This is a genomic window from Actinoplanes sp. NPDC048988, assembly GCF_043197815.1.
In the GTDB taxonomy this organism is placed as follows: Bacteria; Actinomycetota; Actinomycetes; order Mycobacteriales; family Micromonosporaceae; genus Actinoplanes.
Genome location: NZ_JBICTW010000004.1, coordinates 154722 through 179690, shown reverse-complemented (window position 1 = coordinate 179690; position 24969 = coordinate 154722). Strand labels below are relative to the sequence as shown.

Annotated in this window: 21 protein-coding genes and 2 pseudogenes; 20 read left to right on the top strand and 3 right to left on the bottom strand. The window is 72.4% G+C overall.

What is annotated here, in order from left to right:
- The first annotated feature begins 2 nt into the window (after positions 1 to 2).
- The 3 genes from ACGFJ7_RS15155 to ACGFJ7_RS15145 all read left to right on the top strand — a co-directional run bounded on the left by ACGFJ7_RS15155 (position 3) and on the right by ACGFJ7_RS15145 (position 3499).
- The gene (locus tag ACGFJ7_RS15155) at positions 3 to 773 is read left to right on the top strand and encodes a 2-phosphosulfolactate phosphatase (RefSeq protein ID WP_360239399.1); all 771 of its coding nucleotides are present in this window, start codon (positions 3 to 5) and stop codon (positions 771 to 773) included.
- A gap of 90 nt (positions 774 to 863) precedes the next feature.
- Positions 864 to 2297 (top strand): MFS transporter, encoded by a 1434-nt coding sequence (locus tag ACGFJ7_RS15150; RefSeq protein ID WP_360239396.1) that lies wholly within the window; start codon positions 864 to 866, stop codon positions 2295 to 2297.
- An 89-nt stretch (positions 2298 to 2386) separates the two neighbouring features.
- Positions 2387 to 3499, top strand: coding sequence for an ATP-binding protein (locus ACGFJ7_RS15145; RefSeq protein WP_392642498.1), 1113 nt, complete (start codon positions 2387 to 2389; stop codon positions 3497 to 3499).
- Here ACGFJ7_RS15145 and ACGFJ7_RS15140 read toward each other — a convergent pair.
- Entirely contained in the window at positions 3490 to 4509 is a 1020-nt protein-coding gene (locus tag ACGFJ7_RS15140; protein WP_392642497.1) for an Lrp/AsnC family transcriptional regulator, read from the bottom strand. The two genes, ACGFJ7_RS15145 and ACGFJ7_RS15140, sit on opposite strands and share 10 nt — an antisense overlap.
- Positions 4510 to 4633: 124 nt before the next feature.
- On the opposite strand from ACGFJ7_RS15140, the gene ACGFJ7_RS15135 reads away from it, so the two are divergent.
- The 7 genes and pseudogenes from ACGFJ7_RS15135 to ACGFJ7_RS15105 form a co-directional block, all read left to right on the top strand.
- Positions 4634 to 5308, top strand: a complete 675-nt coding sequence (locus ACGFJ7_RS15135; RefSeq protein ID WP_360239387.1) for a hypothetical protein — start codon at positions 4634 to 4636, stop codon at positions 5306 to 5308.
- A gap of 51 nt (positions 5309 to 5359) precedes the next feature.
- Complete coding sequence (gene aspS / locus ACGFJ7_RS15130) at positions 5360 to 7162, top strand: aspartate--tRNA ligase (protein WP_392642496.1); 1803 nt, start codon at positions 5360 to 5362, stop codon at positions 7160 to 7162.
- Positions 7163 to 7199: 37 nt separating this feature from the next.
- Complete coding sequence (locus tag ACGFJ7_RS15125; RefSeq protein WP_392642495.1) at positions 7200 to 8003, top strand: SDR family oxidoreductase; 804 nt, start codon at positions 7200 to 7202, stop codon at positions 8001 to 8003.
- Positions 8004 to 8904: 901 nt separating this feature from the next.
- A complete protein-coding gene (locus ACGFJ7_RS15120; RefSeq protein ID WP_360239378.1) occupies positions 8905 to 9396 on the top strand; it encodes a GyrI-like domain-containing protein in 492 nt (163 codons plus the stop codon).
- A gap of 7 nt (positions 9397 to 9403) precedes the next feature.
- On the top strand, positions 9404 to 10093 hold the full coding sequence (locus ACGFJ7_RS15115; protein ID WP_360239375.1) for a hypothetical protein: 690 nt from the start codon (positions 9404 to 9406) through the stop codon (positions 10091 to 10093).
- Positions 10094 to 10158: 65 nt separating this feature from the next.
- A complete protein-coding gene (locus ACGFJ7_RS15110; protein ID WP_360239372.1) occupies positions 10159 to 10374 on the top strand; it encodes a hypothetical protein in 216 nt (71 codons plus the stop codon).
- 67 nt (positions 10375 to 10441) lie between these two features.
- Positions 10442 to 11935, top strand: a pseudogene (locus ACGFJ7_RS15105) (replication-associated recombination protein A); the annotation flags it as partial.
- Positions 11936 to 12900: 965 nt separating this feature from the next.
- Here ACGFJ7_RS15105 and ACGFJ7_RS15100 read toward each other — a convergent pair.
- Positions 12901 to 13368 carry a hypothetical protein gene (locus ACGFJ7_RS15100; protein WP_392642494.1) on the bottom strand — a complete coding sequence of 156 codons (468 nt, stop codon included), beginning with the start codon at positions 13366 to 13368 and terminating at the stop codon, positions 12901 to 12903.
- Positions 13369 to 14344: 976 nt separating this feature from the next.
- Between ACGFJ7_RS15100 and ACGFJ7_RS15095 the strand changes: the two genes are divergently transcribed.
- From ACGFJ7_RS15095 to ACGFJ7_RS15055, 9 genes and pseudogenes are all read left to right on the top strand, one after another.
- On the top strand, positions 14345 to 14758 hold the full coding sequence (locus ACGFJ7_RS15095; RefSeq protein ID WP_392642493.1) for a hypothetical protein: 414 nt from the start codon (positions 14345 to 14347) through the stop codon (positions 14756 to 14758).
- Between the two features lie 961 nt (positions 14759 to 15719).
- A pseudogene (locus ACGFJ7_RS15090) lies at positions 15720 to 15902 on the top strand (pentapeptide repeat-containing protein); the annotation flags it as partial.
- A 151-nt stretch (positions 15903 to 16053) separates the two neighbouring features.
- Positions 16054 to 16644, top strand: a complete 591-nt coding sequence (locus ACGFJ7_RS15085; protein WP_392642492.1) for a hypothetical protein — start codon at positions 16054 to 16056, stop codon at positions 16642 to 16644.
- Between the two features lie 75 nt (positions 16645 to 16719).
- A complete protein-coding gene (locus tag ACGFJ7_RS15080; RefSeq protein WP_360239357.1) occupies positions 16720 to 17169 on the top strand; it encodes a DUF948 domain-containing protein in 450 nt (149 codons plus the stop codon).
- Positions 17170 to 17192: 23 nt separating this feature from the next.
- Entirely contained in the window at positions 17193 to 17459 is a 267-nt protein-coding gene (locus tag ACGFJ7_RS15075) for a hypothetical protein (RefSeq protein WP_360239354.1), read from the top strand.
- On the top strand, positions 17456 to 20140 hold the full coding sequence (alaS, locus tag ACGFJ7_RS15070; RefSeq protein ID WP_392642491.1) for an alanine--tRNA ligase: 2685 nt from the start codon (positions 17456 to 17458) through the stop codon (positions 20138 to 20140). Before ACGFJ7_RS15075 ends, alaS begins: the two co-directional genes overlap by 4 nt.
- A gap of 26 nt (positions 20141 to 20166) precedes the next feature.
- Positions 20167 to 20625, top strand: a complete 459-nt coding sequence (ruvX, locus tag ACGFJ7_RS15065) for a Holliday junction resolvase RuvX (RefSeq protein ID WP_360239348.1) — start codon at positions 20167 to 20169, stop codon at positions 20623 to 20625.
- Positions 20622 to 21815, top strand: a complete 1194-nt coding sequence (gene mltG, locus ACGFJ7_RS15060) for an endolytic transglycosylase MltG (RefSeq protein ID WP_392642490.1) — start codon at positions 20622 to 20624, stop codon at positions 21813 to 21815. The genes ruvX and mltG overlap by 4 nt, the downstream gene beginning before the upstream one ends.
- 11 nt (positions 21816 to 21826) lie before the next feature.
- Entirely contained in the window at positions 21827 to 22654 is an 828-nt protein-coding gene (locus ACGFJ7_RS15055) for a shikimate dehydrogenase (RefSeq protein ID WP_392642489.1), read from the top strand.
- Positions 22655 to 22671: 17 nt separating this feature from the next.
- On the opposite strand, the gene ACGFJ7_RS15050 is transcribed toward ACGFJ7_RS15055, so the two are convergent.
- On the bottom strand, positions 22672 to 23205 hold the full coding sequence (locus ACGFJ7_RS15050; RefSeq protein WP_392642488.1) for a hypothetical protein: 534 nt from the start codon (positions 23203 to 23205) through the stop codon (positions 22672 to 22674).
- A gap of 95 nt (positions 23206 to 23300) precedes the next feature.
- On the opposite strand from ACGFJ7_RS15050, the gene ACGFJ7_RS15045 reads away from it, so the two are divergent.
- Positions 23301 to 23852, top strand: a complete 552-nt coding sequence (locus ACGFJ7_RS15045) for an RNA polymerase sigma factor (RefSeq protein WP_392642487.1) — start codon at positions 23301 to 23303, stop codon at positions 23850 to 23852.
- Positions 23853 to 24969: the final 1117 nt, after the last annotated feature.

Genomic DNA, 24969 nt, shown 5'->3' with positions numbered 1-24969 from the left:
GAATGAAGACTTCGGACGGGCAGGGCGGCTACCGGGTTCGGTTCGATTGGGGGCCGGTGGGCGCGGATGCCGTGGCGCCCGAGGTCGCGTTCGTGGCGGTGGTCGACGTGCTGTCGTTCACGACCACCTTGAGCGTGGCCGTGGAGCAGGGGATCAGCGTGCTGCCGTACCGCTGGCGGGACGACTCGGCGGTGGCGGTGGCCCGGCGCAACGGGGCGGCGCTGGCCGTGTTCCGGTCGCAGGCGGGCCCGGGGCAGATCACGCTGTCGCCGGAGAGCATCCTGCGTACCGACCTGAAGGCGGCCCGGATCGACCGCCTGGTACTGCCGTCGCCGAACGGGTCGGCCATCTCGGCCCGGATGGCCGACGCCGGCGCCACGGTGGTCGGCGTCTGCCTGCGGAACGCGGCGGCGGCCGCCGAGTGGGTGCGGCAGCGCTGCGGTGACCGGCCGGTGGCGGTGGTCGCGGCGGGGGAGCGGTGGCCGGACGGGTCGCTGCGCCCGGCGGTCGAGGACCTGTGGGGCGCGGGGGCCTTCCTCGACGGCCTGAAGCAGGAGGGGCTGTCGCCCGAGGCGGCCACGGCCGTGGCCGCCTATCGCGGGGTGGCCGACCGGCTGGCCGAGGAGTTGCACGAGTCGGTGAGCGGACGGGAGTTGCGCAACAACGGCTTCGAGGGTGATGTGACGGTGGCGGCCGCCGTCGGGGCCAGTAAGGTCGTGCCGGTTTTGCGCGACGGATGGTTCGTCGACGGAGGATCCGACGCGGCAGCCTGAGCAGATGGCGGAAAGCGGCAGCTGGAGGGTTCTGGTTGCGAAGATCGTCGGGAGGGAAGCCACCGTTGGGGTGACGAAAGGAACCCCGTAATGCGTAAGTGGTGGCCCCTGGTGACCGTCTGCCTCGGCACCTTCATGCTGCTCATCGACGTCACCATCGTGAACGTGGCGCTGCCGCGGATGGCGGACGACCTGCACTCCACGTTCGGCAACCTGCAGTGGGTGATCGACGGCTACGCCCTCGCGCTCGCCGTGCTGCTGCTCGGTGCCGGCGCCCTGGCCGACCGGATCGGGCACCGCCGGCTCTACGCGGCCGGGCTCGCCCTGTTCGCGCTCTCCTCGCTCGCCTGCGGCCTGGCCACCGGCGACGGCGTGCTGATCGCGGCCCGGGTGGTGCAGGGCGCCGGCGCGGCCGCCATGTTCACCACCACGTTCGCCCTGCTCAACAGCTCGTATCAGGGGCGGGAGCGCGGGGTCGCGTACGGCGTCTGGGGTGGCGTCTCGGGCGCCGCCGCGGCGATCGGCCCGGTGCTCGGCGGCCTGCTCACCGATGCGCTGAACTGGCGCTGGATCTTCCTGGTGAACCTGCCGATCAGCGTCGCCGCGCTGCTGCTGTGCAAGTTCGTGCTCCGCCCGGACGGCGCCGGCCGTGGGGGCCGGTTCGACTTCGCCGGCACCGCCGCCTTCACGGTCGCGGCGACCGCGCTGACCCTGACCGTGATCCGGGCCAACGAGCACGGCTGGTCGTGGTGGCTGTTCGCGGTGGCCGTGGTCGCGCTGGCCGGCTTCGTGGCGATCGAGCTGCGCAGCCCGCACGCCATGTTCGACCTGCGGCTGCTGCGCAACCGCTCGTTCGCCGGCATCCTGATCGCCGCCCTTCTGGTCAACTTCGCCGGGTTCGCGATCCTCACGTACACCTCGATCTGGCTTCAGTCCCTGATCGGGCTGACGCCGTTGCAGGCCGGGCTCACCGCCCTGCCGATGGGCCTGCTCTCGCTGGTGGTCTCCGGGGTGGCCGGGGCCAAGCTGCACGGGCGTTCGCCGCGTGTGCTGATCGGCACCGGCATGCTGCTGATCGCGGCCGGCGCCGCGCTGGGCGCGATCCTGCTCGACCGGGGATCGAGCTGGCCGGCGTTGCTGCCCGGGTACGCGCTGGTCGGCCTCGGCGTCGGCCTGGTCATGCCCAACCTGGCCGAGTCGGGCATGGCCGCGGTGCCCACGCACCGGGGTGGCATGGCGGCCGGCGCGCTCAACACGGCCCGCCAGCTCGGCTACGCGATCGGCGTCGCCGCGGTGGGCGCCGTCTTCCTGTCCCGGGCCACGTCCTACCTGGGCGACTCGGCGGCCGCGCACGCGCTGGCGTCGGGTCGTGGCGGTTCGCCCGCGGCCGCCGCGGCCGGTCTGGACGCCGGCTTCTGGCTCTCGGCCGGGGTCGGGCTGGTCGGCGCGCTTGCGGTCTTCTTGCTCGTACGGCCGGTGGAGCGCACCCCGGCGCGGCAGCCCGAACCCGCGACCGCGGGATAGCGGAGCAGCCTATTCTGGAGGACATCACCCGAAAAGCCCCTTTTGACCTCCTGGGAACCGGGGCGCGCACCGCGGCCCGGCAGTCGGCGATGCTCTTCTTCCTGGCCGGCGCGCTGGCCCTGGTCGGCATCGCCGGCCAGGGCGGCTCGCCGGCCCGGCTCCTGCTGGTCGCGGCGCTGGACTGCGCGCTCGGCCTGGCCGGCTTCCTGCTGCCCTGGGAACGGGTGCGGCCGGAGTCGCCGGCCCTGCTCGGCCTGGCCGGGTTCGCCGTCCTCGGCCTGTCCACCTGGTCGTTCGGCGGGGTCGCGGCCGGGACCGGCCCGTTCCTGGTGCTGCTCTACACCTGGGCGGCGCTGCACTTCCCCCGGTGGATCCTGCTGGCGTACGCCGTGCCGGCCGGGGTGGCGTACCTGCTGCCGCTGATCGTGACCCACCGGCCGCCGGAAGTGCTCAGCAGCGCCCTGGTCCTGCTCCCGGTCGCCGTGGCGATCGCCCTGCTGGTCGAGGCGCAGGCCCGGCACCTGCGCGAGGACCGGGAACGGCTGGCCCGCATCGAGACCTGGCAGTCGGCGATGATGAGCACCCTGGCCCACGACGTCCGGTCGCCGCTGGCCACGCTCCAGATCGTGCTCGAGGAGCTCGGCGAGAACGCCTCCCCGGCGGACGCGGGGATGATCGGCGCCGGGCTCCGGCAGGCCACCCGGATCCGGCGGCTGGCCGACGGGCTGCTCGACGTGCAGCGCATCGACAGCTCCGGGCACCTGCGCCTGGACCGGGAGCTGACCCCGGCCGGGCCGCTCGTGCGGGAGGCCGTGTCCTACACCAGCGGCAAGGACGTGACCGTCCGGATCGACGACGGCCTGGAGATCTACGTCGACCCGCAGCGGTTCGAGCAGATCGTCGTCAACCTCGTCGGCAACGCCCTGCGGTACGGCCGGCCGCCGGTGATCGTCACGCTCACCCGCGACGGCGGCACCGACCGGCTGGAGGTCCGTGACCACGGGGCCGGGATCCCGGAAGCCCTCCGGCCGCGCCTGTTCGGCCGGTTCGCCGTCGGCGGCCCCGACGGCATCGGGCTCGGCCTGTGGATCGTGCGCAGCCTCACCGAGGCGCACGACGGCCGGGTGGTCGCCGAGGCCCGCGAGCCTGGCGTCGCCATGGTGGTCACCTTCCCCGCGCCCGGGGCGCCGGTTCAGGCGTAGGGGTCGCGGACCATGCCGTTCTCGATCAGGAAGTGGGCCTGCTTGACCCGGGTGAGCTGAGGGACCGTCTCCACGCTGTGGATGCCGTCGATGGCGGCCACCTCGGTGGTCAGATAGCGGTAGAGGGCGGCGGCGTCGCGGCAGCGGGCGGCGGCCATCAGGTTGGCCGAGCCGGTGACGGCGGCGGCGAACGACAGCTGGTGGTGATCGGCCAGCCGGGCGCCGACCTCGGCCAGATGGGCCGGGGCGATCGTGAACCACAGGTTGGCCGAGGCCAGGATGCCGATCGCGGCGTCGGCCACGTCGAGGTCGAAGAGGATCGCGCCGCTGCCGGTCAAGGCGGCCACCCGCTGCGCGACCTGGCGCTGCGTCCAGCCGGTGGCCTCGGCCAGCGACGCCCAGCTGGCGCGGCCGTCGCGGGCCAGCGCGTCGAGCAGCGGCTGGTCGGCCGGCTCGACGCGGGCGTCCGAGTCCAGGGCGGCCACGTGGCCCATCACCACCGTCGTGCCCTCGGTCAGCGCGGCCTGCTGGCCGGCGTCGAGCTCGTGGCCGGTGGCGACCCAGTCGACCTCGCCCCGCCCGGCGAAGCGGTGCAGGATCTGGTGCGCGCTGAAGGTGAGCACGTTGGAGGCCCGGGGCAGGTGGTGCAGCAGGCCGCCCTGGCCGGCCGCGACGACAGCCGAACAGGTGATCTCGGCGCCGCCCGCGCCGATGCTGATCCAGGCGGTGTCGCCGCGCCGGGCCAGGGCGTCGGCCAGGGCCGGGGCGGTGCCGGGCCGGCAGCCGATGCGCAGCGTCCAGTGCGTCGTGCCCGGCATCTTCACCGGGTCGGGGCGGGCCAGCACCCGCAGGATGCCGGTGCCGCGCATCCGCTGGTAGCGCCGGGCGACGGTCTGCTCGGACACGCCGATCACCGCGGCGACCCGGGCGAAGGGCGCCCGAGGCGAGAGATGAAGCGCGTGGAGGATCTGCCGGTCGATGTGGTCCGGCCCGCGGGACTCTGTCGCCACCAGGTCATTCTATGGCGGGGTGGTACGTGGGCTGTCAGTCCCCACGTCGAGGGATGGGTCCCGATGATCTCCGAGCCTAGGGTCGGGATCACCCGGTTTGCCCCTGCCGATGGGAGCCCGCTCCATGTCTGTCTTCCGCGCGTCGAACAACAACCCGTCGAAGCCGCGCGACCCCTACCAGATCAACCAGAGCGCGGGCATCCCGGACGGGCCGACCGAGAAGCTCGGCGGTACCAAACCCCGGCCTCGCCGCAACTGGCCGCTGCTGCTGGTCGCGGGAGTCGCGCTGTTCGCGCTGAACGTGGCCGCGGTGGCCGTCTTCGTCGCCTGGCGCTCCTCGCAGGCGGCGCGCGCGGTCGCCGAACGCCCGCCGGCGGCGCCGGTCCCGACCGGCGGCGGCTACCACGTCACGTACGCCCAAGAGCCCCTGAAAGTGCAGGTCGGCTGCTCGGCCGTACTCTTCCTCGACCTGGACGAGCCCCGGTCCAACGCCGAGGAGAAGAAGAGCGATTTGCGGTACGACAGTCGCTGCGGCACCGGCGTGCCCAATCTGACCCTCGGGCCCGGCGCGACCGCGGGCGCCCAGGTGCAGGGCTCCGACACCGACGCCGCCGGCTGCGACCGCGCCATCCGCACCGCCCCGCTCGGCCCGGGCGCCACCGTGGCCGTCCGCAAGGGGGCCGTGCTGTGCGTGCTGACCGCCGGCACGCCGGCCAAGATGGCGCTCGTCGAGATCACCGAGGTCGGCACCACCGGCACGGCGGGCATGCGGGCCACCTCGTGGAAGGTCGGGGGCTGAGCACCTGACAGAATGGCGGGTGCCCTGACAGCTTGATGAGGAGAGCATCCCGTGATCCGTACGCACAACGCCGGCAGCCTTCGCGCGAGCGACGCCGGCTCGACGGTGACCCTCGCCGGGTGGGTGGCCCGCCGGCGCGACCACGGCGGTGTCATCTTCGTCGATCTCCGGGACGCCTCCGGCGTGGTCCAGGTGGTCTTCCGCGAGGAGGACGCGCACGCGCTCCGCAACGAGTTCTGCGTGCTGGTCGAGGGCCAGGTCTCGGCCCGCCCCGAGGGCAACGCCAACCCCGAGCTGGCCACCGGCGAGATCGAGGTGGTCGCCTCGCAGCTGACCGTCCTGTCCGAGGCGGCCCCGCTGCCGCTGCCGGTCGACGACACGATCACCGCGTCCGACGACCTGCGCCTGAAGTACCGCTACCTCGACCTGCGCCGCTCCGGCCCGGCGAGCGCGCTGCGCCTGCGCAGCCGGGCCAACCAGATCGCCCGCGAGGTGCTGCACGCCCGCGACTTCAACGAGATCGAGACGCCGACCCTCACCCGGTCGACTCCCGAGGGCGCCCGCGACTTCCTGGTTCCGGTACGCCTGCAGCCCGGCACCTGGTACGCCCTGCCGCAGTCCCCGCAGCTGTTCAAGCAGCTGCTCATGGTGGCCGGCATGGAGCGGTACTACCAGATCGCGCGCTGCTACCGCGACGAGGACTTCCGGGCCGACCGGCAGCCCGAGTTCACCCAGCTCGACATCGAGATGTCCTTCGTGACCCAGGAGGACATCATCGAGCTGGGCGAGGAGATCGTGTCCCGGCTGTGGGGCGAGCTCGCCGGCTACCAGGTGCAGCGGCCGATCCCGCGGATCACCTGGACCGACGCGATGAACCGCTACGGTTCCGACAAGCCCGACCTGCGGTACGGGGTCGAGCTGGTCGAGCTGACTTCCTACCTTGCGGGCACCTCCTTCCGCGTTTTCGCCGGCGCCATCGACGCCGGTGGCTACGTCGGTGCGGTGGTCATGCCCGGCGGAGCGTCGCAGACCCGTAAAGAGCTGGACGGCTGGCAGGACTGGGCCAAGGCTCGCGGGGCCCGCGGTCTGGCGTACGTGGTGCTCGACGCCGACACCGGCGAGGCTCGGGGACCGGTGGCGAAAAATCTGTCTGCTGAGCATTTGTCGGGACTGGCCGACGCGGTGGGCGCCAAACCGGGCGACGCCATCTTCTTCGCCGCGGCGGCTGAGCGTCGCGAGGCGCAGGAGCTGCTCGGCGCGGCCCGTATCGAGATCGCCAAGCGCTCGAACCTGATCGACGAGTCGGCCTGGGCGTTCTGCTGGGTCGTCGACGCGCCCATGTTCGAGAAGACCGACGAGGGCGGCTGGACCGCCGTCCACCACCCGTTCACCTCGCCCAACGACGAGTGGATCGACCGCTTCGAGGAGGCGCCCGACCAGGCCCTCGCGTACGCGTACGACATCGTCGTCAACGGCAACGAGATCGGCGGCGGCAGCGTCCGTATCCACCGGGCCGACGTGCAGAGCCGGGTCTTCGACCTGCTCGGCATCACCCCCGAGGAGGCGCAGGACAAGTTCGGCTTCCTGCTCGAGGCGTTCAAGTACGGCCCGCCGCCGCACGCCGGCATCGCGCTCGGCTGGGACCGCACCTGCATGCTGCTCTCCGGCAACGACTCGATCCGCGAGGTCATCGCGTTCCCCAAGACGCGCGGCGGCTACGACCCGCTGACCACGGCGCCCACCCCGATCACGGCGCAGCAGCGCCTCGAGGCCGGCATCGACGCCAAGCCGAAGCCGGCGGCCGGCACCCCCGGCACCGACGGCCAGGCGGCGCCCGTGGAGCGCTCGAACTGACCTTGCCGGCCGAGAGAATCTGAGGTACTTCCGTCCTATGAGCACACTGATCGTCGGAGCCTCGGGATATCTCGGCAGTGAGGTCGTGCGGCAGGCCCGGGCCGCCGGGCACGCGGTGGTGGTAACGGCCACCACCGCGGCCGGCGGTCACGTGCCGGTCGACGTGACCGACCGCAAGGCGGTGCACGCGGTCGTCACCGCGGTGCTGCCCCGCCTGGTCGTCAACTGCGTCGGCCACGCGAACGACTGGCGTGTCCTGGCCGACGGCGGCGCCGCCGTGGCCGCGGAGGCCGCCGCGATCGGCGCCCGCCTGGTGCACGTGTCCACCGACGCGCTGCACGCGGGGCGAGCGGCGTGGTACACCGAGGCGGACGCCCCGACGCCGGTGTCCCAGTACGGTTCGGCCAAGGCGGCGGCCGAGACGGCGGTGGCCGCGATCTCCCCGGCCGCGGTGATCGTGCGGACGTCCCTGATCGCGGGCACGGACGAGAGCAAGCACGTGCGGTTCGCCCTCGACGTGGCCGCGGGCCGCGAGCCGGGCACGATGTTCTCCGACGAGATCCGCTGCCCCATCCACGTGGCCGACCTGGCCGCCGCCATCCTGGAACTGGCCGACTCCCGCTTCAGCGGCGTCATCAACGTGGCCGGCCCCGAGCCCATCTCCCGCGCCGACTTCGGCCGGCTGGTGGCCCGCACCCACGGCCTGAACGAGTCCGCCGTCCCGGTCGGCCTCAGCACCGACGCGGCCATGGGCCCCCGCCCCCTCGACGTCAAACTCGACACGTCACTGGCCCGCTCCATCCTCCGCACGCGCCTACGGCCCGTCTCAGAATTCCTCTGACACCGCCTGCCAGGCCCCACCTCCGCGCCTACCTGCGGCCCCCTTGACTGCGCCCTCGCGCCGCCCATCTCCGCGCGCCTTGCGCCGTCCCACCCCGCGTCTCCGCCCCACCTCACTTCCACGCCGCCTTACCTCTGCGCCGCTGCACCTCCGCACCTCTGCCGCGCCTAATCTCCATCTCCGCGCCCCCGTACCTCCGCGCGTTCGCGCCTCCGCGCCTCCGTACCTCCGCGTCCTTGCGCCTCCGCGCCTTCGCGTCCTTGCGCCTCCGCGCCTTCGCGCCCTTGCGCCTCCGCGCGCCTTGCGCCGTCCCACCCCGCGTCTCCGCCCCACCTCACCTCCACGCCGCCTTACCTCTGCGCCGCTGCACCTCCGCACCTCTGCCGCGCCTAACCTCCATCTCCGCGCCCCCGTACCTCCGCGCCCCCGTACCTCCGCGCGTTCGTGCCTTCGCGCCTCCGTACCTCCGCGTCCTTGCGCCTCCGCGCCTTCGCGTCCTTGCGCCTCCGCGCCTTCGTACCTCCGCGTCTCCGTGCCTTCGTGCCTGGGTGCCTGGGTGCCTGGGTGTCTGGGTGCCTGGGTGCCTGGGTGCCCTTGCGCCTCCGCGTCGCTTCACGTCCGCGTCGCTTCACTTTCGCATCGCCTTACCTTTGCGCCGCCTCACCTCGGTACCTCCGCACTTCCGCCCGCCTCGCCTCCGTACCTCCGTCCTCCGTACCTCCGTACCGCTTTCATCGGTATTTATCCGCATCGACCGTCTTCGCGCCCCTCGCCCTCGCGTCTCTCCGCTGCCTGGCGGGGTAAGCGCTTCCCCGTCCCGGTGGTGGCGCTTCGGGGCATCGAACGGGTGGCGGGCGGGAGCCGCCGACGTGCGGGTGGGGTGATGGGCTGTGAGACTGGGATGGTGGAGCCGAAGATCGTGGAGCTGGGTGAACAGCCGTACGTCGGGCGGCGTGAGTCGATCACGATGACCGAGTTCGCGCGGGTCGCCGACCATCTGCCCGGCATGCTCGCCCGCCTCGCCGAGCGGGGTGTGCCGGTCGCCGGGGCGCCGTTCTTCCGGTACCGCGTGATCGACATGTCGGCCGACCTCGTCGTCGAGGCCGGCATCCCGGTTTCGGCGCCCACCGAGATCGCCTCGCCGATGTTCGCCGACACCCTGCCCGCCGGTCGCTACGCCACCCTCACCCACGTCGGGCACCCCGACGAGCTGATGGGTGTCACCGCCCGGCTGCTCGGGTGGGCGCAGGACCGCGGTCTGGCCTGGGACATGCAGCCCACCCCGACCGGCGAGGTGTGGGGCTGCCGGCTCGAGATGATGATGACCGACCCGGCCAAGGAACCGGACATGCACAAGTGGGAGACGGTCCTGCTGTTCAAACTGGCCGCATGATGGGCGTGTGCCCGACGAGATCGAGAAACTGACCGAGGCGCTCGGCCCCGCCTGGCGGCGGCGGACCCGCGGCGAACACCGGTGGCCGGCCACGGTCGCGATCGCCGTGATGATCGCGCTGCAGTGGACGCTGCCGGCCCGGCTGACCCTGGGACCGCACTGGCTGCTGCCGGCGATCGAGCTGACCATCGGCGTCGTCCTGTTCGCCGCCGACCCCGGCCGCATCCACCGCGACACCCCGGCCCTGCGGATGCTCAGCCTCAGCCTGATCGCCGTGGCCAGCCTCGGCACCGCCTCCTCGGTCGGGATGCTGGTGCACGCCATCGTCAGCGGGCGCGACACCGGCTCGGCGGCGCAGCTGCTGGCCGGGGGCAGCGCCATCTACCTGATCAACGTGCTCACCTTCGCGGTGTGGTTCTGGGAGCTCGACCGGGGTGGCCCGGCCCGGCGGGCGCACGGCACCGACCCGTACCCGGACCTGCTCTTCCCGCCCATGACGGCCCCCGACATGGTGGCCAAGGACTGGGAGCCGCGCTTCCTCGACTACTTCTACGTCGCGTTCACCAACGCCACGGCGTTCAGCCCGACCGACACCCTGCCGCTGACCCGGTGGGTCAAGGCCGCCATGGCGCTCGAGTCGGCGATCGCGCTCGTGACGGCGGCGCTGGTCATCGCCCGGGCGGTGAATGTCCTATGAGTTTGGTGAGCGAGGTCACCTGGGTATCTGCATGTCAGCGCTCTCACCCCCCGGAGGAAATAGACATGCTTGCTATCGCCGCCGCCATCGTCTTCGGCATCTGGCTGCTTCTCGACCTGTTCAACACCAACCTCGGCGCCCCCGATCTGTTCAACTTCCCCACCATGGCGTCGCTCGGCCTGCTGCTGCTCGCGCTCTACCTGGCCGGCGTGGGCTCGGGCCCGCGCGCCGGTTCCGGCAGCGGCCGCCGCTTCTACGGCCGTCGCCCCGGCCGCGGCTGATCCGACGGCACCGGCCCGTGGCGGCGCGTTTCGAACGTGAAGCCACGGGCCGGTACTGTTTTCCCCGATGGAAATGGACGGGCTCTTCTCCCTGGCGCAGCCGGGCGCATCCGCACCAGGTGACGCCCTGACCCCTCCCGCGGAGGACTCGCCGCTCCCGGTGCGGATGCGCCCGGCGACCCTCGACGAGCTGGTCGGCCAGGGACATCTGCTCGCCCCCGGCGCCCCGCTGCGCCAGCTGGTCACCGGGGCCAGCCCCATGTCGGTGATCCTGTGGGGCCCGCCCGGCACCGGCAAGACCACCATCGCCCATCTGGTCGCCGGCGCCACGAACCGCAAGTTCGTCGCCATGTCGGCGCTGACCGCCGGTGTCAAGGACGTCCGCGCTGTGATCGACACGGCCCGCCGCGAACGCCGCTCGGGCGGCCCGCCGACGGTGCTGTTCATCGACGAGGTGCACCGCTTCAGCAAGACCCAGCAGGATTCGCTACTCGCCGCCGTCGAGGACCGGACGGTCACGCTGCTCGCGGCCACGACCGAAAATCCGTACTTCTCGGTCATCTCGCCTCTGCTTTCCCGCTGTGTGCTGCTGACGCTGCAGGCGCTGGACGACGATGACGTCCGCGGCCTGCTGCGGCGCGCGGTAACCGACGAAAGGGGCCTGGGCGGTGCGGTCACGCTGAGTGCCGAGGCCGAGGACCATTTCGTACGGCTGGCGTCCGGCGACGTCCGTAAAGCGCTCACCGCACTGGAGGCGGCCGCCGGCTCCGCCCTGGCCCAACAGGTCACCGAGATCGACCTGGCCACGGCCGAGAAAGCGGTCGACGTGGCGGCGGTCCGCTACGACCGCGACGGCGACGCCCACTACGACATCACCAGCGCCTTCATCAAGAGCATGCGCGGCAGTGACCCCGACGCGGCCCTGCACTGGCTGGCCCGCATGCTGGTCGCGGGGGAGGACCCCCGTTTCATCGCCCGGCGCATCGTCATCTTCGCCAGCGAGGACGTGGGCATGGCCGACCCGCAGGCCCTGCTGGTGGCGACGGCGGCGGCCCAGGCGGTGCAGACCATCGGCCTGCCGGAGTGCCAGCTCAACCTGGCCCAGGCGGTGGTGCACATGGCCACCGCCCCGAAGTCGAACGCGGTGACCACAGCCATCGGCGAGGCCATGGCCGACGTCCGGGCGGGCCGCGGAGGCCCGGTGCCGACCCACTTGCGCGACGCCCACTACCCGGGGGCGCGAGGTCTGGGGCACGGACGGGGATACCGCTACCCCCACGACGACAGCCGCGGAGTGGTCACCCAGCAGTACGTCCCCGACGACCTCCTGGAGGCGGAGTACTACCGCCCCACAGACCACGGCGCCGAACGGGCGGTCAACGACCGCGTCCCGAAACTCCGCCGCATCGTCCGAGGGCTGGCCGCCCCGCGACCAGCCGCGTCTGCCACGGCTACGCCTGACACCCCTCCGCTTGCGGCCGGCGCGTCTCCCTCTCCCACCCCCACTCCCGGGCCTGTGGAGGCCTCTTTGAACGGGGTGGAATCCGGCGATGACGCGCAGGGTGCTGAATTGGCGACTGAAAGTGCACCCGAGAGTGGGGCGAAGGCTCGGGGGAGCCGGCCGCGGCGGGCCGTTGCGGACGGCGCGGTTGTGACGGATTCCTCCGCGGTGGGTGGTTCCGATGGCGGTGACCGGGTCGGAGCTGCTGATTCGTCGGCGGGTGGACCTTCGGGGGGTCGCGTCCGCCGCGCGGCGGGTGGTGCGAAGGGCAAATCTGGGGCACGCTCGTCGGCGGATCGGAAGCCCGCGGACGTACGCGATGCCGAGGGCAGCTCGTACACAGGTGACCCTGGTACCTTCTCCGATCCGGAAGCAAAGGCCGATCCGGGATCGAAGGCCATGGACGGCCGGGGAGACGACAGCGGCGCAGCCGCCGGAGAGGAACGACCGTGACACCGCGCGGTGCCGAACGGCCCGACGACGCTGACCTGGGCAACGAGCAGGCCGGCGGGCGCAAGGGCCGCCGGTTCGGACGAGGCCGCCAGGAACCGGCCGAGCCCGAGATCGTGCAGCCCGAAGAGACCGGCTGGCTCGACGACCTGCGTACGGCCAAGCAGCAGCGCTCCGCGATCGGCCCCGGCACCCTGGCCGGAGAAACCAGATACAGCAAATCCGGGCGTCTGGCCCCGGGCCCCGACGAGGAGCCCGACGACGACCTGGCCATCCCCGGCTTCCACGACTCCAGCGACGACTCCGACCGCCGCCCACCCGCCGCCCCCCAGAGCCCCCCGGCTCCGGGCCGAGGCGCCGCGGCCCCGTCCGGCACTCCCAGCCGAGCCGTTCCGCCTCCCGGCCCACGGGGCGCCGGTCGAGCTGTTCCGCCGTCCGGACCGCAGGGTGCCGGTAGGGCTGTTCCGCCGTCCGGCCCACAGGGCGCCGGTCGAGCTGTTCCGCCGTCCGGACCGCAGGGTGCTGGTCGGGCTGTTCCACCACCCGGACCTCAGGGCGCCAGTCGACCAGTTCCATCAGCCGGACCCCAGGGTGCTGGTCGGGCTGTTCCGCCGACAGGACCACAGGGTGCTGGTCGGGCTGTACCGACGGCCGGGCCGCAGGGTCCCGGCCGGGCTGTTCCGCCAGCTGGAACCGCGGGTGCCGGCCGGGCGCAAAGCGGGCAGACCTCCGGACAGTTCCCTTCCGGGCGGGTCCCGCCTGGACAGACTCCTTCGGGCCAGCTGCCGCCTGGTCCGATATCGCCCGGTCAGGTGCCGGGTCAGCCAGCTCTCGGCGAAGGGGCGTCCGGCCGATTCCGTCCCGGGCAGGGTGCTCCTGGGCGAGCCGTGCCCGGGCAGGGACAAAGCGATCAAGGCGCTAGCGGCCGATCGCTGCCCGGACAGGGCGGCCAAGGTACTCCCGGCCGGGCCGTCCCCGGGCAGGGCCAGGGCGGCCAAGGTGGTCCTGGGCATGCCGTGCCCGGACAGGGGCAAGTCGGTCAAAGTGGACCAGTCTCCGCTCAGGGTCAGCCCGGTCGCGCGTCGGCCGGTCGGGCCATTCCGGGTCAAGCCGGCCCAGGGCGCGCGACGGCCGGTCAAGGCGGTCCCGGGCAGGGCCTACCCGGGCAAGGCCTACCCGGGCAGGGCCTACCCGGGCAGGGCCTACCCGGGCAGGGCGCTCCTGGGCAGGGCATTGCAGGGCAGGGCATTCCAGGGCAGGGTGGTCCGGGGCAGCCGGCTTCCGGGCCGGGCATGCCTGGTTCCGGTGTGCCGGCCGGCCGGGGCGCGGCTTCCGTGCCCGGACGGGGCGGACCGGAGCAGCCGTTCGGGGGCGCGGCACGCCGCGGTGTCGAAGCCGAGCCGTACGCCGTCGACGGGATGACCTCGGGTCCCATTCCGCTCTCCGGCAATGCCCCGGAGATTCCTTCCGCGCGCCCGGTGTCGCCGGCGTCGCGGCCTACTTCTTCTCCGCCGGTTCGCGGGCGTGATCGGTTCCGCTCCGATGGACCGCAGGCCGGCGGTCCGGGCCCGGTCTCCGGCGTGCCCGCTTCCGGGTTCGGCGGTGCGGGGCGTCCGGTGTCGGGCGTTCCGGCGCCGGGATTCGATGGCGCTGGGCGTCCGGTGCCGGGTGTTCCAGGTCCGGGGTACGACGGTGCGGGGTACGACGGTGCGGGGCGTCCGGTGTCGGGTGTCCCGGCCCCAGGGTCCGGTGGCGCTGGGCGTCCGGTCTCAGGCGTTCCGGCGCCGGGGTTCGGCGGACGCGATTCCAGGGGCCGCCCCAACGATCTTGGTTCAGCCGGTACGGGCCGGCCGGTCTCCGATGCGGGGCATGGCTATCCCGGTGAAGAGCAGCCGACCGGACGGCACGGCGCGCCGGATGGCGAGGGCCCGGGTGGCCGATCGGGACGGCACGGCGTTTCCGATCCCAGCGATGGCGGCCGTCGGTCCCAGGGCCGTGGCGGGAATTCCGACACGACCGGTGGCTTCGGCGCGTCGGCCGCACCCGGTTCCCCGGCGCCCGGCGGCCCCGGCTTCGACGGGCCGGCTGCTGGCGGTGCTGGCGGTCCAGGTTTCGGTGGGCCGGCTGCTGGCGGTGCTGGCGGTCCAGGTTTCGGTGGGCCGGCTGTCGGCGGTGCTGGCGGTGCAAGTGTCGGTGGGCCGGGCGCTGGTGGTGCTGGCGGTCCAGGGTTTGGTGGGCCGGGCGCTGGCGGTCCGGGGTTCGGTGGGCCGGGTGCTGGCTTTGGTGGGCCGGGTGCCGGTGAGTCCGGTTATGCCGGGCCGGAGGACGAGGACGGGAACGGTCGCCGTGGGCCTGAGGGGCCGCGAGGGCGAGCCGGGCGTGCTGTTCCGCCGCAGGGTGGTCAGCGTGGCCCAGGCACCTCGGGGCCGGTGACCGGTGGTCAGCGACCTGCCGAGCCCTCTGTGGGGCCGAACCCGGGGGCCGGGCAGAGTGAGACGACCGGGGGCTTCCGAGGTGGAGCGCCGGGTACCGGGCCGGTGCGGGCGGCGGCCAGTGTCGTGCCGCCGGTGGTGCCGGGGCGGGGTGGCGTACGGACGCCGGCCCTTCCCGGGCGGGCCGGTGCGATGGCGGGCGGGTCCGGTGTCGTTCCGCGGCCGGGTGAGGGGTCGGGTGGCGTCGCGCCTCGTGCGGGGCAGGGGCCAGGGCCGGGCGCGCGTGGGGGATTCGCCACCGGTGCCGTTCCGGCCGGGCCGGTCTCCCCGGGACAGCCGCAGCATGGGCCCGGTGGCAGCGACGACGCCGGGTCCGGGCCGGGCGGCCGGCGTGGGCCGGGCGGCGGCGATGAGTTCGGGTCCGGGCCGGACGGGCGGCGTGGGCCGGGTAGTAGCGACGACTTCGGGTCCGGGCCGATTGCTGGGGCCGGGGGGCGGCATGGGCAAGGTGGCGACGCTGACGGAGCGGGGCGCTACGGCTCGGATGGTGAGGACGGGCGGCGTGGCCGCCACGGGCAGGAGGACTTCGATCCGGAGGCTTCGGGTGAGCTGCCGGGTGGCCGCCGCGGACGAGGGCCGGTAAGCGGCCCCGTTGCGAGGGGTGGTCCGGCCGGCGGCGCCGCGTCGGTGGCCGGCCCGAACACGAGTGGGCCGGTGACCGGTGCTGCCTCGGTGGGAGGGCCGGGTCTGGCCTCGCGCGGCGGCCCGGTAACGGGTTCGGCGTCGGTGGGAGGTCCAGCAGCGGGAGCAGCCCCAGTGGCGGGAGCAGCCCCGGTACCGGGAGGCGCCCCGGCGGGTCGTCCGGCAGTGGGTGGAGCCCCGGTCGGCGGCCGGGCGTCAGCCTCGGTAGGGGCCGCGTCTGTCGGAGCTGCCTCGGTGGGCGCGGCGTCCGTGGGTGCCGCCTCCGTGGGTGCTGCCTCCGTGGGTGCTGCCTCCGTGGGTGCTGCCTCCGTGGGTGCTGCCTCCGTGGGTGCGGCGTCCGTAGGAGCGGCCTCCGTGGGTGCCGCCTCGGTAGGAGCCGCCCGCGTCGGCGCGGTGCCCGCCGATGTGCGGGCCGGTACTCCGGGCGTACACCAGACGGGTGAAGATGGAGCGCCGCAAGGCGCGAGAGTCAGTCCCGTCGTGGGCGCCCGGGCCGCGGCCGCCAAAGCCGCCGCAGCGGGGACCGAGGACGAACCCGCCGGTGTCGTCGGAGGGTTCCGGGAGAAACTGCGGACTCAGCGGCGTCTGCGCGTCGTGACTCTGGTCTCTCTCGCCGCTGTCGTGCTTCTCGTGCTGCCCGCCTTCTTCGGGCTGAGGGCCGCCGGCAACGATCCCGTCTTCGGGTCCCTGAACTCGCTCGACGTGCCGGCCTGGGCCGCCGAGAAGGTGGACGATCAGAGCAGCGGCAGCCGCTGGTGCTTCATCGACTGCACCTTCCGGGAGCGGATCGCCCAGTCGGCCAAGCCGTTCAAGGAGACCACGCAGGTCTACACCGCCGCGCTGAGCGCCGCCGGCTGGCAGCCGTGGAAGGTCGCCGAGTGTCCTGAGCAGCCGGTGGGGCCGGAGGACGGCACGTACAGCTGCTGGAAGCGAGACGAATTCACTTTGGACCTCTGGGTGCGGTTGCCGGAGTGTCAGGTGGATCAGGTCGCCGCCCAGGACACGGGTACCGAGCCGGTCGATCCGAAGAACTGCACCGGCTCCACCGTGAGCATCAAGGTGCAGAACGCGATCGCCGACACGCGGGGCAAGCCGGAGGTGCAGGAGAGCCCGCTCGTGGGCGAGACTCCGGACCCGGTCCTGTCGAATGATCCGCTCTTGGAGCCGACACCCTCGGCGTCGTGACGCGGCTCGCGGTCACGGACGGTAGGGTCTGCACGTTGACTCGCCACCCGTGACCACGTAAGGGAGAAGCGCCTCATGGACGCCGGAGAAATCGCAGGCCTGATCGCGGCGGGCGCCTTCTTGATGCTCGTCATCGTGCTGGCCGTGCCGATCCTCAAGCTGGGCCGCACGGTCGACGCCGCCACCAGGGCGATCAATGACCTGACCGACCGGACCGGGCCGCTGCTGGGTGACGTCAACGACACGGTGCGTAACGTCAATAGCGCGCTCGGCCAGGTTCAGGTCTCTTTGGACGGTGTCAACGTCCAACTGGCCAAGGTCGACACGATCACCGAGCACGCCGCGCACGTGACCGCCAACGTGGCCAACCTGTCCACGGTCGTGGCCGCGGCCGCCGCGAACCCGCTCGTCAAGGTGGCCTCGTTCGGGTACGGCCTGCGCAAGGCCGCCGCCGCGCGCCGCCGGGCCGACGAGGACCGCGCCGTCCGTACGGAAATCAAGACCCGCCGCAAAGCCGCCCGCTGAAAACTCACTCGGAGGAAAAAGCCATGAAGCGCCTGCTCTGGCTGGGTGTCGGCTTGGCCGTCGGCGCCATCGTCGTTCGCAAGCTCACGCAGAAGGCGAACGAGTACACCCCGTCCGGCATCGCCACCTCGCTGTCGCAATCCGCTGGCGGCCTGGTCGAGTCGATGCGTAGCTTCGTGGATGACGTCCGCGACGGCATGGCCGAGCGGGAGCAGCAGATCCACCAGGCGTTCGCCGAGGGTGAGCTGTACGAGGACGAGCCGGACGAGGCTCAGGAGGGGAACCGATGAAGACGGCGGAGATCAAGCGGCGCTATCTGGCGCATTTCGAGGCCAACGGGCACACGGTCGTGCCGAGTGCCCCGCTGCCGGCCATCGACGACCCGAACCTGCTGTTCATCAACGCCGGCATGGTGCAGTTCGTGCCGTACTTCCTGGGACAGCAGACCCCGGCCTTCAAGCGCGCGGTCAGCGTGCAGAAATGCATCCGGACGCCGGACATCGACGAGGTCGGCAAGACGTCCCGGCACGGCACGTTCTTCCAGATGAACGGCAACTTCTCGTTCGGCGACTACTTCAAAGAGGGCGCGATCAAGCTCGCCTGGGAGCTGTCGACGAAGTCGCAGGCCGAGGGCGGCTACGGGCTCGCCCCGGAGCGCATCTGGCCGACCGTCTACCACGACGACGACGAGGCGTTCCAGCTCTGGCGCGCGATCGGCGTCCCGGAGTCACGCATCGTCCGCCGGGGCAAGAAGGACAACTACTGGTCGATGGGCATCCCGGGTCCGGCCGGCCCCTGCTCCGAGCTTTTCTACGACCGGGGCCCGGAGTACGGGCGGGACGGCGGCCCCGAGGTCGACGAGGACCGGTTCATGGAGTACTGGAACCTGGTCTTCATGCAGTACGAGATCACCGACGTGAAGTCGAAGACCGACTTCACCATCGTGAGCGAGCTGCCGAACAAGAACATCGACACCGGCATGGGCCTGGAGCGGATCGCCTCGATCCTGCAGGGTGTCGACAACCTGTACGAGATCGACGAGGTCCGCCCGATCCTGGCCCGCGCGGCCGAGATGACCGGCAAGCGGTACGGCGCGCACTCGGGTCACGTGGCCGGCGAGTCGCACCCCGACGACGTGCGCCTGCGCGTGATCGCGGACCACGTGCGTACGGCGCTGATGTTGATCGGCGACGGGGTCACCCCGTCGAACGAGGGCCGGGGCTACGTGCTGCGGCGCATCATGCGGCGGGCGATCCGGGCCATCCGCCTGCTCGGCTGGCAGGAGCGGGCGCTGCCCGAGCTGCTGCCGGTGGCGCGCGACTGCATGGCGCCGTCGTACCCCGAGCTGGAGAAGGACTTCGAGCGGATCTCCACGTACGCGTACGCGGAGGAGGACGCGTTCCTGTCCACCCTGCGCGCGGGCACCACGATCCTCGACACGGCGATCTCCGACAGCAAAAAGTCCGGAAATTCGACTTTGTCGGGTGCGCAGGCGTTCCAGCTCCACGACACGTACGGCTTCCCCATCGACCTGACCCTGGAGATCGCGCAGGAGCAGGGCCTGTCCGTGGACCAGGACGGATTCCGTCGCCTGATGGCCGACCAGCGGGCCCGCGCGAAGGCGGACGCCGCCGCGCGCAAAACGGGTCACGCGGACCTGTCGGCCTATCGGGGCGCTTTGGATAACGGTGGCCCGGTCGAGTTCACGGGATACCAGGAGGTCTCCCGCGAGTCCCGGGTGCGCTCGATCATCGGGGGCGGCGGCTCGGTCGAGGTGGCCGGCGAGGGCGACTTCGTCGAGCTGGTCCTCGACACCACCCCGTTCTACGCCGAGGGCGGTGGCCAGCAGGCCGACACCGGCATCATCAACGTCGGCGGCGGCCGGCTCGAGGTCGTCGACGTCCAGCAGCCCATCCCCGGCCTCATCGTGCACAAGGCCAGGGTCCTTCAGGGCGAGGTCCGTACGGGCGAGACGGGTTTCGCCGAGATCGACGTGACCCGCCGCAAGGCGATCTCGCGCTCGCACACGGCGACCCACCTGGTTCACCAGACCATGCGGGCGTTCCTCGGCGAGTCGGCGACCCAGGCCGGTTCGCTGAACGCGCCGGGCCGGCTGCGCTTCGACTTCAACACTCCCGGGGCCGTCTCGCCCGCGGTGCTGCACGACGTCGAGCAGCAGGTCAACGAGGTGCTGCTGCGTGACCTCGAGGTTCACTGGTTCCTCACCTCCCAGGAGGAAGCGCGCCGGCTGGGCGCGATGGCGCTGTTCGGTGAGAAGTACGGCGATGAGGTCCGTGTGGTTGAAGTGGGTGACTACGCGCGTGAGCTGTGTGGTGGCACCCACGTCGACCGCTCGGGCCAGCTGGGCCTGGTGAAGATCCTCAACGAGCAGTCGATCGGTTCCGGTGTACGCCGGGTGGAGGCGCTCGTCGGCATCGACGCGTTCGGCTTCCTGGCCAAGGAGCACCTGCTGGTCTCCCGGCTCGCGGAGCTGTTCCGGGTGCCCGGCGACCAGGTCGCCGACCGGGTCGAGCAGACCGTGACGGCGCTGCGCGACGCCGAGAAGGAGCTCGAGAAGCTGCGGGCGCAGATGGTGCTGGGCGGGGCTTCGACGCTCGCGTCGCAGGCCAAGGACCTGCGCGGTGTGGCGTACGTCGGCACGGAGGCTCCCGAGGGCGCGGCCGGCAACGACGTGCGTACGCTGGCTCAGGAGATCCGCGGCAAGATCGACGCGGCTCGTCCCGCGGTCGTCGCGGTGGCGGCCCGCTCGAACGGCAAGGCGTCGCTGATCGTGGCGCTGAACAGCGCGGCCAAGGGCCGTGGCCTGTCGGCGGCGGATCTGGTCAAGGGTGCGCTCTCCGGCCGGGGCGGCGGCAACGCCGACCTCGCGCAGGGTGGCGGTCTTCCCGCCGACCAGGTTCCGGCGCTGCTCGCGGCCGTGGAGAAGGCGGTGGCGGACACCGCGAGCTGACCGAACGTAGCTGGGGGTAGCCAGGAATGAGCGCACTGTCGCGGGGTAGGCGGCTGGGCGTCGATGTCGGTAAGGTGCGCGTCGGGGTCGCGATCAGCGACCCTGACGGGATCCTGGCCACCCCCCTGGTCACGGTGCCCCGTGACATGGGCGCGGCAGACGATGCCGTGCCCGCTGACATTGCTGAGCTTGTCCGCCTCGTGGGGGAACACGAGGTGGTGCAGATCGTGGTGGGGCTCCCGGTTCGCCTGAACGGGGCCGAGGGACCTGCCGCCATCGACATTCGTGCGTACGCTGGGCGACTGGTGGAGGCAGTCGGTAGTGTGCCGGTCGTCCTCGCGGACGAGAGGATGTCGACCGTGGTCGCAACCCGCAGGCTCGCCGAGCGAGGCGTACGCGGCAAGCGGCAGCGGGCGGTCGTCGACCAGGCGGCCGCGGTGGAGATCCTGCAGGGCTGGCTGGACGCTCAGCGGAGGCAGAGATGATCGACGAGCTGGACCTCGCGTTCGACGAGAACGCCGAGAAAGGGAGACCCCGACATCGCCGGGGCTCTCGCGGCGGGAAGAAAAGCGGCGGTAAGTCCGGTGTCGCGTTCCTTATGGCCTTCGTCCTGCTCGCCGTCCTCGGTGGCGGCGTGTACTTCGGCTACACCAAGGTCAAGGACTTCTTCGTCGCCGCCGACTACGACGGCGGCGGCGGCGCCGCCGTGCAGGTCGACATCGCCAAGAACTCGACGCTCACCGACATCGGCAACGCGCTGGTGGACAAGGACGTCGTCAAGAGCACCAAAGCCTTCGTGAACGCGGCCGACGCGAACCCCAAGGGCAAGAATATCCAGTCGGGCACGTACAACCTGAAGAAGCAGATGTCGGCCGAGAGCGCCGTTACCCTGCTGCTCGACCCCAAAGCGCGCGTCTCCAAGGGCATCACCATCCCCGAGGGCAAGACCGCCAACCAGGTGTACGACATCCTGGCCAAGGCGACCGGCAAGAAGGTCGACGATTTCAAGGCGGCGGCCAAGGATCCCGAGGCGCTCGGGGTGGCGGACTTCTGGTTCAACCGCAGCAACAACACCAAGGCGACCAAGTCGATCGAGGGCTTCCTCTTCCCCGACACGTACGAGTTCGACCCCAAGGCCACCCCGACCGAGATGCTCACGACGATGGTCAGCCACTTCAACACGGTGGCCGAGGAGACCGGCTTCGTCGACAAGTCGCAGAGCGCCCGCAACCTCACGCCGAACGAGGTGCTGACCGTGGCCTCGCTCGCGCAGGCCGAGGCGGGCAACAAGGACGACCTGGGCAAGGTCGCACGGGTCGCGTACAACCGCCTCTACGTCGGTACGCCCGAGATCGCCTGCGGCTGCCTCGAGTTCGACGTCGGGATCAACTACTACTACCAGCTCACCGGCCGTCGGACGAAGCCGTCCGGCAAGATGACGCTGGCCGAGCTGACCGACCCGAAGAACCCGTACCGCCTGCACGGCAAGAAGGGCCTGACCCCGACGCCGATCAACAACCCGGGCCGGGCGGCCATGGAGGCGGCGCTGAACCCGCCGAAGGGCGACTGGTTCTTCTTCGTGGCGATCGACAAGCAGGGCCACTCGGCCTTCGCCAAGACGTACGCCGAGCACAACAGGAACATCGAGAAGGCCAAGAAGGCCGGCGTCCTCTAGGGTTTTCAACCGTGCAACCACGCCGGGCCGCCGTCTGCGGCCAGCCGATCGCCCACTCGCTCTCGCCGGTCCTCCACACGGCGGGCTTCCAAGCGGCCGGGTTGACCGACTGGCGCTACACGTCGTTCGAGGTCGACGAGCTCGCTCTGCCCGGGCTCGTCGACTCCCTCGGACCCGAGTGGGCCGGGCTGTCGTTGACGATGCCCCTGAAGGAGACGGCTCTCCGCCTGGCGGCGGAGGCGTCACCGCTCGCGGTGGCGACGGGTGCGGCCAACACTTTGGTACGCCGTGACGACGGCACCTGGTACGCCGACAACACCGACGTGACCGGCATGGTCCGGGTGCTCCGCGACGCGGGGGCCGGCGCGCCGACATCGCTGACGGTGCTCGGCGGTGGCGGCACGGCCCGGGCGGCGCTCGGGGCGGCGGCGTCGCTGGGAGTGGCCGAGGTGGCGGTGGTGACCCGCCGCCCGTCCGCACGGCTCGAGCTGGCGCCGGCGGCGGAAGCCCTGGGCGTCCGCCTGGTCGGGCACGCCTGGGAGGACGCGGCGGCGACCCTGACCGCGGACGCGGTGATCTCGACGGTCCCCAAGGGCGCGGCCGACCACCTGGCCATCGAGGCGGAGTGGCGGCCGGGCACGGTGCTGTTCGACGCCATCTACGACCCGTGGCCGACCCCGCTGGCGGCCTCGGCCGTGGCCGGTGGGCTGGCCGTGATCTCGGGGCTCGACCTGCTTCTGGCCCAGGCTCTCTCGCAGTTCTCCCAGTTCACGGGCGTCGACCCGGCCCCGGAGGCGGCCATGCGGGCGGCCCTGTTCGCGGCCGCGGCGGCCCGCTGACCGCTTTGTGGCTCAGGTCACAGCGCAGCCGCCAACCTTTTCCGCGCCCGCGCGTCCTCCCAGTCGACAGTGCACCCACTGACAGTGCTGGAGCTTGAGATGCGCAGATCCACCCGGGCCCTCGCGGTCGCCGCCGGAGCCGTTGCCGCCGTCGCCATCGGCGGTGTGGCCGCCGCGGCGGCCTTCGCCGACGACGCGGCCCCCAAGCCGGCTCCTTCCGCCCCCGCCTCGGCTGCGGTTTCTCCCCCGGCTTCAGGCGCGGCTTCTCCTACCGCTTCGGTTGCCGTTTCCCCGTCCGCTTCGGTTGCGGCTACCGCTTCCGCTTCAGGTCCGGCTTCCCGTCCGGCTTCGGTTGCGGTTTCCCCCTCCGCCTCCGTTGCGGTTTCCCCCACCGCCTCCGTTGCCGTATCTCCTCCCGCCTCCGGGGTGAAGCCGACGGTCTCGGCCCCCGCGCCCAGAGCGACCGCCAAGCCGGCCCCCACCGTTTCGGCGAGCGCACCGGCCACGGGGCGGAAGCCCACGGCGGGCCCGGTGCCCTCGGCCACCGCCACGACCCGGGCCGTTTCCTGATGTCCCGCGCGCCGGCCGTCCGGCCGGCGCGCCACCGACCGTTATCGCGAGGCCCTTTGTGATCTTCGTGCTGCCGATGCCCAGGTCGCTGCTGCGCTGGCGGCGGGGAGCCGCGCCCGGCCCGCTCGTGGCGGCGGCGACCGCCGCCCCCGCGATCGACGAACTCTTCCGCGAGCGCCGCCTGCCGCTGGTCCGGCTGGCCGTCCTCATGGTCGACGACCTGCCCACGGCCGAGGACATCGTCCAGGACGTCTTCACCCGCCTCTACCGCCGTCACGGCACCGGCCTGGACACGGTCACCGACCCCGAGGCGTACCTGGTCTCCGCCGTCATGAACGCGGCCCGGTCCACCCTGCGCCGCCGCCGGATCGCCCGGGCCTACCTGCCGCCGCGCCCCGACCCGGCCCCCGCCGCCGAGGAGGAGGCCCTGCTCGGCGCGGGCGACCGCGAGGTGATCCGGGCACTGGGCCACCTCACCACCCGCCAGCGTCAGGTCATCGTCCTGCGCTACTGGTCCGGCCTCTCCGAACGGGAGATAGCCGGCGCCCTGCGCGTCACCACCGGCACCGTCAAGTCGACCGCACACCGCGCGCTGACGCTGCTCCGCGCCCACCTGGGGGAGAGATGACCGAAGCCGACCTGGAACAGCGCCTGCGCACGGCCCTGTCCGCCCGCGCCGCCGCCGTGACGAGCCAGAGCCTGCGCCCCGCCCCCACGAGACCCGCGACCCGGTCCGCGCTAGCCCGATGGTGGCTCCCATTGACCGCCGGCGCCGCCGCCGCGGCGGTCTCGATCGCAGCCTTCGCCCTGCTCCGGCCGACGGACCCGACCCCGTCCCGGCCCGCCTCCCCGGCTTCGCCGTCCTCCTCGACCGCCCCCAGCCGCTCCGCCCCACCCACGGTGCTCCCGGCCCCCACGGCGACCGTAACCTCACCCGCCCCCGCACACTCGTCGTCAGCCATCGCGCCGACTTCCACCGCATCCGGCGCCAGGCCCCCCACAACCCCCACCGGAAAGCCGACCGCGGAGCCACCCCCTTCCGCGTCCGTCAGCAGGTCACCCGCAACCCCCAAGGGCCAGCCCTCCATCGGCCCAACCCCGACCGCCTCAAACGGCAAGCCGCCCACAACCCCCTAGGCCAGCCGACTCCCGCCCTGCCCTGCCCAGCCCTGCCCGCGCGCCCGCCCTGCCCGCGCGCCCGCCCTGCCCGCGCGCCCGCCCTGCCCGCGCCCGCCCTGCCCGCGCCCGACGGCAGGCGCTCACCATCCAGGAAAGCAGCCACTTCGTGCTGGGCAGCGACGCGGACGCAGCCGCTGAAACGGGGCCTCCGGCGGCGGATGGCCCGCAGTTCCTGGAAAGCGACCTCGGGCGTATTCCGCAGGAGACTCGCAACCTCCTAGGAAGCTGTCCCCATTTGCACCCGACAGCAAGGCCCGCGGGAAGCGAACCACCCCTACCGCGCCCGTCGCGAAGCCCCACAACTCCTCGGAACAGTGGAGCCGCCGCGCTCGACGACAGGTGTTCACAACCTCCCGGCGTTCGCAACCCTGAGGAGGACGAACCGCCGATAGCCGCCGCGTCCGGCAGGGTGCCCGCAGCCCTCGTCAGCGCGATGGCCGGGCGCAACCAAGGCGCGGTGAGCAGACCGGCGAGCCGGTCCCCGCCGCGCGATGAGTTGGCGCCCCTAGCGGCCAGGCAAAGATGGCCACGGCGGGCTATGGCGCGACGTCCACGAGGCGGACCGG